This window comes from Gimesia benthica, assembly GCF_009720525.1.
In the GTDB taxonomy this organism is placed as follows: domain Bacteria; phylum Planctomycetota; class Planctomycetia; order Planctomycetales; family Planctomycetaceae; genus Gimesia; species Gimesia benthica.
Genome location: NZ_CP043930.1, coordinates 864,404 through 876,851 on the forward strand (window position 1 = coordinate 864,404; position 12,448 = coordinate 876,851).

General features: G+C 55.1%; 9 protein-coding genes. 8 read left to right on the forward strand and 1 reads right to left on the reverse strand.

All coding sequences use genetic code 11. The annotated features are described in order from the left end of the window. Positions 1-158: 158 nt before the first annotated feature. Positions 159-3,026: a serine/threonine protein kinase gene (locus F1728_RS03525; protein WP_155362928.1), complete on the reverse strand. Its 2,868-nt coding sequence runs from the start codon at positions 3,024-3,026 to the stop codon at positions 159-161. Positions 3,027-3,409: 383 nt separating this feature from the next. Here F1728_RS03525 and F1728_RS03530 point away from each other — a divergent pair, with 383 nt between their 5' ends. From F1728_RS03530 to F1728_RS03565, 8 genes are all read left to right on the forward strand, one after another. Next, the gene (locus F1728_RS03530; RefSeq protein WP_155362929.1) at positions 3,410-4,072 is read left to right on the forward strand and encodes a glutaredoxin family protein; all 663 of its coding nucleotides are present in this window, start codon (positions 3,410-3,412) and stop codon (positions 4,070-4,072) included. A gap of 171 nt (positions 4,073-4,243) precedes the next feature. Further along, a complete protein-coding gene (locus tag F1728_RS03535) occupies positions 4,244-4,717 on the forward strand; it encodes a response regulator (RefSeq protein WP_155362930.1) in 474 nt (157 codons plus the stop codon). Between the two features lie 153 nt (positions 4,718-4,870). Beyond that, positions 4,871-6,121, forward strand: a complete 1,251-nt coding sequence (locus F1728_RS03540) for a class I SAM-dependent rRNA methyltransferase (protein WP_155362931.1) — start codon at positions 4,871-4,873, stop codon at positions 6,119-6,121. A gap of 74 nt (positions 6,122-6,195) precedes the next feature. Further along, positions 6,196-7,296, forward strand: coding sequence for a methyltransferase (locus F1728_RS03545; RefSeq protein ID WP_155362932.1), 1,101 nt, complete (start codon positions 6,196-6,198; stop codon positions 7,294-7,296). Positions 7,297-7,564: 268 nt separating this feature from the next. After that, the gene (locus F1728_RS03550) at positions 7,565-8,293 is read left to right on the forward strand and encodes a YiiX/YebB-like N1pC/P60 family cysteine hydrolase (RefSeq protein ID WP_155362933.1); all 729 of its coding nucleotides are present in this window, start codon (positions 7,565-7,567) and stop codon (positions 8,291-8,293) included. A 114-nt stretch (positions 8,294-8,407) separates the two neighbouring features. Then, complete coding sequence (locus F1728_RS03555) at positions 8,408-9,559, forward strand: efflux RND transporter periplasmic adaptor subunit (RefSeq protein ID WP_155362934.1); 1,152 nt, start codon at positions 8,408-8,410, stop codon at positions 9,557-9,559. Positions 9,560-9,751: 192 nt separating this feature from the next. After that, complete coding sequence (locus F1728_RS03560; protein WP_155362935.1) at positions 9,752-11,290, forward strand: serine/threonine protein kinase; 1,539 nt, start codon at positions 9,752-9,754, stop codon at positions 11,288-11,290. A gap of 93 nt (positions 11,291-11,383) precedes the next feature. After that, entirely contained in the window at positions 11,384-12,355 is a 972-nt protein-coding gene (locus F1728_RS03565) for an acetyl-CoA carboxylase carboxyltransferase subunit alpha (RefSeq protein ID WP_155362936.1), read from the forward strand. Positions 12,356-12,448 lie beyond the last annotated feature (93 nt).

Genomic DNA, 12,448 nt, shown 5'->3' on the forward strand with positions numbered 1-12,448 from the left:
TGATAAGCAAACGCGCCTCACTCAAGTTGCTATTCAGCATCAAAAATGAGAACTGAAATCGCAAGTTCCCACCGCAACTTCCTGCTCGCTGCGCTCGGCCCGAATTTTATTCGGACCCACCCATCACTGATCTCTCAATCAGAGAATGAAAGGAATCCCTAAGGCGCCACCGCACCCACATAGGGTTTCATCCCACCAGGTGTCCCCGCAACCTTACGGGCCGGGTTGTCCGCGGCAGGGGCCAGGAACTTCTCATCGCCGGGCGTGGTGGAAACAAAATCGTTCAACTTCGCGTCACCCTGTTTGCCTTTGTTCTTGAACAGAGTCAGTTCGTTCGCAGGCACCGGGCTGGGCGCTGTCCGGGAGGAATAGTTCTCCTGGGCTTTCAGAATTTTGCCCCAGAGCTCGGGATTATTATTCTGTTCCACTTTGGCTTCCGCCCCTTCGACAGTCGAGAACAGGTTACGGGAAATTTCCACCAGTTCGCTGTCGGGTGTCGGCATCGCGGTGATCACAATCGCCGAGTTGGTGATAAAGAAAGTGTTGTTGGTCAGTTTGAGACTGCTGAAGGTATATCCCAGCGACTCGAACTGAATGCCCGTCATGCTTTCTGAGAATATACACTCCTTGATCTGCGTATCCCGCACACTGGAAGAGAACCGCGCACCAACCTGCATCGCTGTCAGGCAGCGGACATTCGCCAGAACCAGACCACGGTTCGTTTCGCCGGTGAAGTCCAGGCCGATGGCTTTCGGACTGCCTGACTTAAGGCTTACATTCTCCAGCAGGAACGGTTCATTTCCCAGGCCGGAAACCCCTTTCGCCAGGACTCCGGTCTGTTGGAAATCATTGACCTTCAGATTTTTCAGACTGGTTCCTACGAGGTACTCGGACAGCTCAATCGCCACCTTCTTCCCCTGGGCACGGATTAAGAATCCATCGATCGTCAGCCCTTCAATTCCCTTGAGATTCAGCACCGCTTCGGGCCCCTCGGGAGCCAGAATCACCGGCTTACCGCTCTCGGCCACGATGGTAATTCCCTTGGGATAACTCAGATCCGAATTATCGATCTGAATCCGCTCTTTGAGTTCCTGGCCGGCGGCCACCTTGATTGTGTACTGTTTACTGTCCACGCCAAAAGTTTTGCCAAAGACAATCTTGATATCTTTCAGAGCCGCGGCGATCGTTTTGTATTTCGCCTCCGGCCCCACCATGATTTCATCCGGCAGGCTGTCCGGTTCGGGCGGTGGCGCCGGTTCGGTCTTTTTATCAGCGACCACTTCCGGGGCGGGCTTCTCATCTTCGCCGCCGGAAAGGGCAAACATCACCACGCCGATAATCAACAGCACCCCAATCCCGCCGCCAATCACTGCAGGCATGATCCACTGACGTCCGCCGATGACAGCTTCTGCGGCAGCCGCCTCTTCTACGACCTCCGCTTCTTCCTCATCCACTTCTGCTTCGAGGATCACAGAATCATCGGGCAGGGCTTCGCTGACCGGAGCCGGTTTCTTAACGGGCTTCTGCGCCGCCTTGGCCACCGGTTTGGCAACCGGCTTCGCCGCTGGTTTCGCGACTGGCTTTGCGACCGGTTTGGCCACGGGTTTCGCTGCCTGTTTTTCCTGGGGTGGTTCCGGCTTGATTTCTGCTGCCGAAGATTGCACCGCAGAACTGCCGGCAATCCGTGTCGACGCCGAACTGATTTTATCATCGGGCAGAACCGAGGAGTCACGCACATTAGGACTGGAGGACGCTGGCTGCAGCAGTCCCGGATTCCGTTGTGGTTTGGGAGCCTCGGGTTTCGGGTTCTCTGGTTTGGTTTCGCGGGCGATGCCGGATTCTTCCTTCAGGTTCGACAGGAACGCTGCCAGCTCCGGATTCTGATTCCCTTTCTCCGCGCCGCTCCCTTCCCCCTGGGTCAGCCCCACGCCAGACCCGACGCCGCTACTCAAATTGTTCTGCCGCCATTCTTCATCGGTATGACTCTGCAGCCATTCATACAGGGCCGCTGCCGCTTCGTAGGCTGTCTGATACCGTTCTTCCTTATCCTTGGCCATCATCTTATTCAGAATCTGCACCAGATCCTCGGGGGTATCGGGACGGTCATCAGTCACCGGAGGCGGTTCCTTGGTCTGATGCGCCATCAGTCGCTGTGCCAGCGAACCTTCGGTGAAAGGGGGATGACCCGTCAGCAGGAAGTAGAGCGTACATCCCAGGCTGTAAATGTCGGCCCGGGAATCCACCTGGTGACTGTCAATCGCCTGCTCGGGCGCCAGGTAATCTGCAGTGCCCAGCACTTTTTCATCGTGAGCGATCGTCAGCGATTTGTCTTCTCCCTCATGGAAGAAACGCGCCAGCCCCAGATCGAGGATCTTGACGACCCCTTTCGAATCGACGAGCAGGTTGCCCGGCTTGACATCGCGGTGCACCATGTCTGCTTCGTGGGCGTGCGCCAGACCAATGGATGCCTGGCGGATGTAATTCACCGCGTCCCGGAAGTCGAGGATCCCGTTCTTGTTGACGATCTCCTGCAGATCTTTCCCGTCCACATATTCCATGACCAGGAAGTGGATCTCGGCGTCGTTCTCTTTTTCATGATCGACGTCATACGCGCGCACAATGTTTGGATGGTCCAGCGAGGCGACTGCCTGGGCTTCGCGATGGAATCGCGCCAGGTAAGAGGCGTCATTGACGCGTTTGGAAGGCAGCACCTTGATAGCACACCGGCGACGCATCAGCACGTGTTCCGCCAGGTAGACCGAACTCATGCCCCCTTTGCCGACCAGGTCCAGCAGTCGGTACTTTCCCAGGAAAAAACCCTTGTGTTTTCCCTGCAGCAGCTTGTTCGCCTGCCAGCGCGTGAGTAAAGCTCGCCCAATCAGTTCCTCGGCGATCTCACTGGGTTCTCCCAGTTTCCGGTCCTGCTCCTGGTATTCCGCCAGGAGCTTTTTCAGCTGATCGACCGATACCAGACCGCTCTGCTTCACCAGGTTCAGAAAACCCTCGGCCGTTTGTTTACCTGCCATTCTTTACCAATTCGTTCAACGTGTCCATCGATGAAACTCTCATCTGCGCGGGGCTATAGTAACACTCTAGCATCCGATTTAACGACTGACCAGTATTGGTTTAAGGAATATCCCGATTCCCCGTGAATGCAAAAATCCCCGCTGGGGGACTCCTGGTTTCCATAAAACAGCTCAGATAATTTGAACACTACCAGTGTGCCGCGGTAAATTCAGAACGTGCTCCCAGATCCCTCCTTTCTTATGGAAACAGGGATAAAACCGGGCAGAGATTTAAAAAGCAGGGCAATTGACTATAATATTTGGCGTCAGGATTCGATGATTAGTTATATAGTACAGATCAGGGACCGGTCTGGCTGCTCACAGGGACGGATCAGGAAAGACACATGAGTACGATTGCACATAAAGAGGAACTACCGCCGGGGCTCGCATTTCTGGGTAACTCCATGTTATTTCTAGGGTTATCCATCCTGGCCCTCTCATTTATTGGAACGGAATGGCTCCCCTTTGAGATGCCACGCTCCTGGTACTCCAGTCCTTCGATCTGGAAACTGCTCGCACTGGGGCTCTCTGGAGGAGGAGTGGCGGTTCTGCACCAGGTTTCCAAAGTCGAAATGAAAAAGCAGCTCAGGCAGCAGCCTATCGTACAAGACGCAGACTGGATGCCCGAAGAACCGGGCCAGCGGTTTGAAAGCCTGACCGTCTACACCAAACACGATTGTCCGCTCTGTGAAGAGGCAATCGACATCCTGGAAGACTACGCTGCCTACCTGCCAGCCTGGGAAATGATCGATATCTTCAGTGATCCCGCCCTGGTGGAAAAATTTGGAACCTGTGTCCCTGTTGTGCTCATCGATGGCAAAATCCGCTTTCGAGGCCGTATCAACGAAGTTCTGCTTCGGCGGATGATCGTCGCCTCTCCGGTAACCCAGGCCGTCAAAAAGAAATGCGGCTGTAACAAGCAGGGTTGTGGCTGCCAGCGGAAGAATCAGGATGCCGCTGCGACGGGTGAATCATCCGGCTGTGGTGGTCAATGCCGTTGTGCATAGCGGCGGTAACGGCCTGATTCGGCTCGAAAAACGGGGCAGGGGCCCTAAAATCGGACTGGCAGTTATTGTGATTCGACTTTAAATGAGATAAATTACAGAAATCAAAGTCAGCTATCTCGGGAGTAACAGGCCCGGTATTCATAAACTTTCATCACATTAGGCTTATAGACCATGTCGTCTGAAATCTCATTGAAGAATTCAAAAATCCTCATCGCAGATGATAATCATCAGAACTGTGAACTGCTCGATGCCTACCTGCTGGATGAAGGCTACGAAACGTTCATGGCCTACGATGGGAAAGAGACGCTGGATAAAGTCGCTGAAATCGAACCCGACCTGATTCTGCTCGACATCATGATGCCCAAGCTCAGCGGTTATGAAGTCTGCGCCCAGCTCAAACAAAGCGAAGAGACCCGCGACATTCCGATCCTCGTGATCACCGCGCTCAGTGAAATGGGCGACATCGAAAAATCGGTCCAGGCCGGCTGTGATGACTTTTTAACCAAGCCCGTCAACCGCATCGAACTGACGACCCGCGTCCGTTCACTGCTCCGCGTACGTCACCTGACCAATGAACGCGATCGACTGCTGGCCTACCTGGCTGAGGTGGAAGGTTCAACCAATTCCGCTTCCAGTGATTCATAACCCCTCGGTGCAGGCAACCGGGACCCGCTGCAAGTCCGCCTGTATTGATCCTATATAAATAAGCTCCACTCCCACTCTGTGGGGATGCTGGACCTCGCTGATCTTTTCGAGCGTCCCCGATATTCGTTCGATCTTTTTAATTAGAAAACTCTCATGAGTGATTCTTCGCCCTCCGTCTCGGAAACGAACGGGGAAACCGACACACCACCGTTACCGCGCGTCCTGCTCAAGCCGCGCCGCGCTCTTCCGTTCTTCGGTCGACACCCCTGGGTCTTCGCCGGTGCCATCTCGCGCATCGAGGGCCATCCCCAGCCGGGAGAGGAAGTCCTGCTGCAGACCGACCGGGGTGAATTCATTGCGCGAGGCCTGTTCAACCCAAACAGCAACATTCGCGTGCGACTCTACTCGTGGGACGCAGAGCAGCCCCTGAATGACGAACTCTGGATCGAGCGCCTCACGCAGGCCGTCGCACTCCGCGAAGAGACCGGGCTCCTGGAAGACTTCGAAACCTCCGGCTGCCGACTCGTGTTCAGTGAAGCCGACCAGCTCTCGGGACTCACCATCGACCGTTACGGTTCCTGGTTCCTGGTCCAGTTCTCCAGCCTGGCCCTCTCGCAGAAACAGGATCTGGTCATTCGCTTCCTCAAGGATCGCTTCCCCTGCAAAGGCATCTGGCTCCGCACGGAGAAGGGCATGCGCGAAGCTGAGGGCCTGGAAATTTCCGATCAGCTGCTGTTCGGCGAAACTCCGCCGCCGCACTTCTTCCTCGAAGAGAACGGCATTCGCTACGGCATGAACATGGTGACCGGACAGAAGACCGGGTTCTATCTCGATCAGCGCGACAACCGCCTGGCAGCCGCCCGCTATCTCAAGAATCATCGCGTCCTGGAAATGCACTGCTACACCGGTGCCTTCGCGCTGAATGCCATCATTCATGGACAGGCACAATCAGTGCAGGCCTTCGACGCGTCCCAGGGGGCCATCGAACAGGCGACCGCCAACGCCGAACTGAATGGCGTCGGCAACCGGATCCGTTTTCAGTCGGGCAAAGCTTATGCTGTGCTCGAACAGTTCAAAGAGCAGGGGGAACAGTTCGATTCCGTAATCCTGGATCCCCCCAAGATGGCCAGGCACCGCAGTGGGGTCAAGCAGGCTCTCAAAGGTTACTTCAGTCTGAACCGGCTCGCCCTGGATGTGCTCAAGCCGGGTGGCATCCTGGTGACCTGCAGCTGCTCCGGACTCGTCACGCAACAGGACTTTCAGCAGATGCTGGCCTCGGTCGCACAGCAGACCGGTCGCCACATCCAGATCCTCGAACAGCGAGGCCAACCGGCCGACCATCCGGTTTCCCCCAGTTGTCTCGAGAACCATTACCTGAAATGTTTTATCTGTCGCGTCGCCTGATGATTGACGACCGGCAACGGACTGCTTAAGAAAGAATTTTCCGTTTTTTAAACCCAACCTGAAGACCAGAACCGATGTCGCGACGTTCGAAAAAGAAACAACGCTCACAGAAACTGCAGCCGCCCCCCGAACAACTGCTCCTCGATTTCCTCGAGGCAGACTGGCAGCCGGCGCGGGCACTCTGTTTTCAAACCAACCTGCAGCCGTTCACAATCGAACTCCTGCAGCGTCCCGGCCTGGAAACGCAGCTCGACTGTTTCAGCTTTAACAAATCGGTCAGCACGCAGATTGCAGAACAGGTTTCGGAACTCAAGTCCGACGAGACCATCACCATCAGTGCCGGATTTCAATCCCTCTGCGACAGCGAGTTCCCGGAAAACGATTACGATGCCGTCCTGCTGCCACTCTCGCAACAGTTTTCCGATGAATACGTTCGCGATCTGACACTCTCAGCCGTCCGCAGCCTGGGGCAGGGGGGCACGCTGACCATCGCTTCGCCGCGCGACAAAGATTACGAATACCACAAGTTCCTGCAGTCGCTCTTTTCCAAAGTCACCCGCGTCGTCTCGGACGCAGGCATTGTTTACCAGGGCAAGAAACAGCAGGACGCGCCGGAGAAGAAAACATTCGAAGATGAGACAGCCATCCGCGAAGGCGAGCGACTGCTTTACGCATACACGCTGCCCGGCGTCTTCAGTCATCGACGTCCCAACCAGAGTGCCCGTACGCTGATCAAACTGATGGAACTCACCGATGAATCCCGGATTTTGAATTACGACTGCGGTTCAGGCATCGTTGCCTTCGCCGCTGCCGCCCGTTGTCCCCATGCCGACGTGCACGCCGTCGACACCAACGCGCGGGCCATCCTCTGTGCAGAACAGGGGATCGCGAAGAACGAACTCACCACGGTGCGTACGGAACTGATCACCGGCGAAGCAGACATCCCTGAAGAAGCCTACGACTACCTGCTCACGAATAAATCTTATTTCACCAGCGAAGAGCAGGGGGAACAGTTTCTGCAACTCTGCCTGCGGTCGCTCAAACCGGGTGGACTCCTGCAGTTCTCTACCAAGCAGTATCAATGGTACGCCCATCGTCTGCTGGATCTCTTCACCGATGTCGCCATTGATGGGGCAGTACACCACTTCATGCTCGCCGCTCGCAAGCCGGAATAACTACAAAGGACCTCTTTCACTTAAAACAGCTTTGATATATTTGATATAACAGACTTAAATCGAGTCATTTTCTGGCAATCACCTCAGGCTTGCTGTCATTGATTTCCCGTTTTTGCGGATATTTTTCTGATCTTTTTCCAGGATCAACCCGTTGACAGCGAACTGCGAATGTGAAAATATCGCTTTAAGTAACTGAGAAAACCGTCTGCGACGCAATGGAGCGCTGATATAAAGCATTTCAGATTGCTCTATCCAGAAGGAGCCCGTTATGTCATTATTCCTGTCAATTGCTGTCCTCGCTTCCACGCCACAGGATACTCAAAGGAATGAACAGCCAGTCGAGGCTGCAAGACCACAGATGACGATGAATTTTACGACCTTCGACCAACTGGCCGATTCACTTTCCACACGCGTTGAGACAGGCACACTGCTGTTCAGTAAAGGGGACTGTCTCGCCGTTCGCATATTCACCCAGAGCCCATACACGCATGTCGCCATGATTGTCATGCGAAATGGGGAACCGGTTGTCTATGACAGCATGAACGGGGCAGGAGCCCGCTGTCTGACGCTGAAAAACTACCTGAATACACAGCGTCCCGCTTCGATCCATGTCTTCCACCCACGGTCCGCTTTCACTGCAGAGATGACCGAGGAATACGAACGACTGCTCGATCAGAAACTGGGCACCCCTTATTCCATCAGGCATCACCTCACGGGCAAACGCGCGAATGGCATTCACTGTGCAGAATACGCCATGGACGCCCTCTCTGCCTGTCACCTGATGCAGGCCAAATCGCCTCCCAAGGTTTCCCCGGCTTCGCTGCTGAAGGGGATCGTCCAGGCAAAACGCTATGTGCCCGCAGTTACCTTCGAACTGGAAAAGCCACCTGCGATCGTCGAGAAGCCGCGCAACTGGTGTCACCAGATCTGGATCGACACCAAAAACTGCACCTCAGCCTGCTGTGTGAAACTGCGTGGCTGGGTTCTCTGTCAGTAATCTCCGCCTGATCACAGCCAGACATCTTCGGCGAAATCTGGAAAGAAGCGGAAACACTGCTTGAAACTGCGCAACCCGTCAGCGAAAATCGGCACAAGAGACTTTTGTACCTTAGTGACCATCTTCGTTCATGAAAGCGCCGAAGCAATGCAGACCCGTCTGGCTCAGTTTTTTACATACACTCGTTTGTCCGTTCTGTCCTCCATTCTTCTGATTACGCTCTGCGTCTCAATCCAGCCGGGCAGGGCACAGCAGCCTGCAGGCGACAAACCCGAGACGGCCTTCATCGAACGCGAAGCCATCACACTCAGACATCCGCGTGACTATTATGTTCCCCTCAACTTGAAGCCGATCCGGCAACTCTCGATCGCCTCTCCCATTGAAGGGGTCGTTCATACCGTAGATGTGCAGCCGGGAGACAAGCCGGCATCAAAGGCAGTGCTGGTTCGCCTGGAAGCAGCCATTCCGCAGGCCGAAGTCGCCCGGGCCCAGGCCGCCCTCGATCTCGCACGGGAAGAACAGAAAAATGCCACCGGTAAAGCAGCAGCCGTTGCCAAAGCCAGCGTGGCACTCGCGGAAGCCGAACTGAAAATCGCCAACATCCGCCTGGAACAGACCACGATCCGAGCCCCCTTCGAAGGGGAAGTCTTCCGCATTTTGGTCTCCCCCGGCACCTATGTCAGAGCAGGGCAGCCCCTGCTCGAACTGGGGGACACCTCGCAGCTCAAAGTCGAAATCCCCCTCGCACGGGACCAGGCGCTGGTAGGCAACAAAATCAACCTGAGCGTTGAAGAACAGGCCACCCAGGGAACCGTCAACCAGGTGCTGCCCCTTGATCCCCGCTTTGAAAAACTCAGGGACCTCGCCAACTCGATCACTTCAGCCGTCGTTGTCATGGACAACAAACAGAATCAGCACAGGCCGGGGCAGGCGGTCAGCGTCAGCCTGATTCCGCGCTACCCGATCGCAGAAATTCCCACGGTCGCCGTCCAGAACAGCCCGCAGGGGGAACGCAAAATTCAGGTCATTCGTGAAAATGTGATCAGAGAGCTCACCCCCCAGATTCTGGGTCAGGTCGGCCCCGAACGCCTGTACGTTTCTGCGGCGTTCGACAAGGACGATGAGATCGTGGTGAGCAGTACCCAGCCCCTGGCCGATGGCGCCAGTCTGCAGCCGGCGACCACCGTTGGTAAATCAAGCACATCACCCGGCACAACCCCAGGCAGCTCACCCTCAAAACCACCTGAAAAAAAGGTCAGTTTTTAAATCATATGTTTCGTTGAGCTGACAGCCACGTTACACTATAAAACTGCAGAGCAAAGTCCTGTCTCACAGAAATTTCGCAAAGCTCCCTTCACGTTCCCCTGAGAACTCGGGTTTTAGCACCGCACTGTCATCCGTTACAATAATAAGTCTGGAATGATTCAGTCGGATCACTAACAAGCAAGAGGTTGCGCAGTGGCTGAAAAAGAAACTACTGAAACAGAAAACGATAAACTCGTTGATGAGTATGAGCTCGTCAGCATGATCGCAGACGGCACATCGACTCAGATCTGGGAAGTGAAAGAACAGGGGGGCTCCAACACATTCGCCATGAAGCGGATGCTCCCGGAAGCGATGAAAAAACCGGAAGTGGTCGCCACGATGAAGCTCGAAGCCAAAGTGGGCGCCGCCGTCGATCATCCCAATCTGATTCAACTTCATAAGTTCATCAAGAACAAAAAAAACTGCTACCTGGTGATGGACTATTTCCGCGCACCGAACCTGCGGTCACAAATTTCATCCGATCGCCGCGGTGTGCAGAACCGACTCCGCAAACTGATTGAATCTGCCGCGATGGCATTGGGCCACATGCACGAGAAGGGCTGGGTCCACAAGGATATCAAACCGGAAAACATTCTGATCAGCAAAAGTTCGGAAGTGAAAATCGTCGACTTCGGTCTCGCCGTTCCCGTCGCCAAGGGGATCGGCAAACTGTTCGGGAAAGCCAAGTCGGTTCAGGGAACCCGCTCGTACATCGCTCCGGAAACAATCAAGAAACAGGCACTCGGACCGGGAGCCGATATCTACAGCCTGGGCATCACCATCTTCGAAATCCTGACGGGCAAAACTCCGTTCCACGGCGAAAACCCCAAGGAAGTTCTGCTGAAGCACATTTCCGAACGTCCCGTGCCCCCCTCCAGCATCAATCCGAACGTCACGCCGGAAATGGATGAGTTCGTGCTGAAGATGCTGGCCAAGAAACCGGAAAACCGATTTCTCTCCATGGAAGAAGTCGTCTCATCCATTCGCAATCTGAAAATATTCAAACAGGAAATTGCCGAACTGATTGAGCAGGAAAAAGCGGAAGCCGAACAGGCCGAAAAAGATTCGATGCAGGAAAAACGGCTCGACAGCCGCGCCGATGCCAAACTCTCTCAGCTGATGAAAGATGATCCTGAGCTGGCCAAGCAGTTGATTGCCCAGCGAAACGCCAACAAGAAATCCAAGCCCAAACCGGAACCACCGCCACAGAAAAAACCGCAACAGCAGCAGCAACCACCACAACCGATGCCTGGCGGGTATCCACCACAGTATCAGCAGCCCATGTATCCGCCTCAGCCGATGCCTGGACAGCCGATGCCGTATCCGCCGCAGTACCAGGGGCAGCCTATGCCTCCCGGAGGCTATCCGCCACCCGGATATCCACAGCAGCCTTATCCACCGCAACAGCAGCCCTATCCGCAGCAGCCACAGCAACCGGGACAGCAGCCACCGGGGCCGCCTCAGCAACAACAGCCTCCTCAACAACCGCCACAGCCCCCGGCGCAACAGCAACCCGCTCCCGCAGGCCAGCAACCGCCGCCACCGGCTCAAAAACCACCTCAGGCAGCTCCGCCTCAGCAGCAACCACCGGAGTCACAACAGCCCGCTGCGAAAAAAGAGGTCGAAAAAGAGCAGAAAAGCCAAAATGATGATGATCTTCCTTTCATGGAAGAATTGCCGGATGTGATCTGAAAATATAAAATCTTGCAAGAATCGCTTGCATCCGCCAAAATGCCTGACATGTTTAAATAATCAACTTCTATCTCTAACGTGGTCCCATAGATTATGTCCGTACTTACCCAGCTTCCATTCGAACGTCCCATCTACGAACTGGAAGAGCAGCTCAAGAAAATCGAGCAGGAACCCAATCCCACCGCCAACACCAAAGATGCCATTCGCAACATGCGCCTGGAAATCACGCGGATGAAGCGCGAGATCTTTGAGAATCTCGATGCCTGGGATACCGTCAAGGTCGCCCGTCATCCGGAGCGGCCACAGACCCTGGATTACCTCGAACTCGTCTTCGATGAATTCGTTGAGCTGCACGGCGACAAAGCCATGGGGGACGACCGGGCCATTCTGACCGGCTTCGCCAAACTCGACGGACAGAAGGTCATGTTTGTCGGTCAGCAGAAAGGACGCACGCTGCAGGAACGCACTGAATGCTATTACGGCTGTGCTCATCCTGAAGGCTATCGCAAGGCTCTCTCCAAGATGAAGATGGCTGAGAAATTCGGCATCCCGATCATCTGTCTGATTGATACTCCGGGCGCCTATCCGGGCATCAAAGCCGAAGAGCACGGACAGGCCTACAACATCGCCATCAACCTCCGTGAAATGGCACTGCTCAAGACCCCCATTATCTGCGTCGTGATCGGCGAAGGGGGCTCTGGCGGAGCACTCGGCATCGGCATCGGCGACCACATCTCCGTACTGCAGTTTGCCTACTATTCGGTAATCACTCCAGAGGGCTGTGCGGGCATCTTATGGAAGAACGCGAAGTTCGCCAACGAGGCTGCCAAGGCACTCAAATTCACCAGCCAGAATCTGCTCGACCTGGGCATCATTGATGAAGTGATTCCGGAGCCGCTGGGGGGCGCACATCGCGATCATCGCCAGATGGCAACCGCACTCAAGGCGTCGCTCTCGAGCAATCTCAAGAGCCTGTCAGGCATCCCCAAAGACCAGCTGGTCGACCAGCGTTACGAGAAGTTTCGCAAGATCGGCATGTTCCACGAAGCGGGGGAACCCGTCTAACACAGCGGGTGCGTTTCAGGCCTTTCCATCACCTGTGAATCACAGGGATCCAGAACCACAAACACCTGAAATGCACCCCACCACGAACGTCCG

What these genes read in the sequence shown, in the direction of transcription:
- F1728_RS03545 (WP_155362932.1), top strand. Translation starts at nt 6,196, where the DNA reads ATGTCGCGACGTTCGAAAAAGAAACAACGCTCACAGAAACTGCAGCCG.
- F1728_RS03525 (WP_155362928.1), bottom strand. Translation starts at nt 3,026, where the DNA reads ATGGCAGGTAAACAAACGGCCGAGGGTTTTCTGAACCTGGTGAAGCAG.
- F1728_RS03540 (WP_155362931.1), top strand. Translation starts at nt 4,871, where the DNA reads ATGAGTGATTCTTCGCCCTCCGTCTCGGAAACGAACGGGGAAACCGAC.
- F1728_RS03535 (WP_155362930.1), top strand. Translation starts at nt 4,244, where the DNA reads ATGTCGTCTGAAATCTCATTGAAGAATTCAAAAATCCTCATCGCAGAT.
- F1728_RS03550 (WP_155362933.1), top strand. Translation starts at nt 7,565, where the DNA reads ATGTCATTATTCCTGTCAATTGCTGTCCTCGCTTCCACGCCACAGGAT.
- F1728_RS03530 (WP_155362929.1), top strand. Translation starts at nt 3,410, where the DNA reads ATGAGTACGATTGCACATAAAGAGGAACTACCGCCGGGGCTCGCATTT.
- F1728_RS03565 (WP_155362936.1), top strand. Translation starts at nt 11,384, where the DNA reads ATGTCCGTACTTACCCAGCTTCCATTCGAACGTCCCATCTACGAACTG.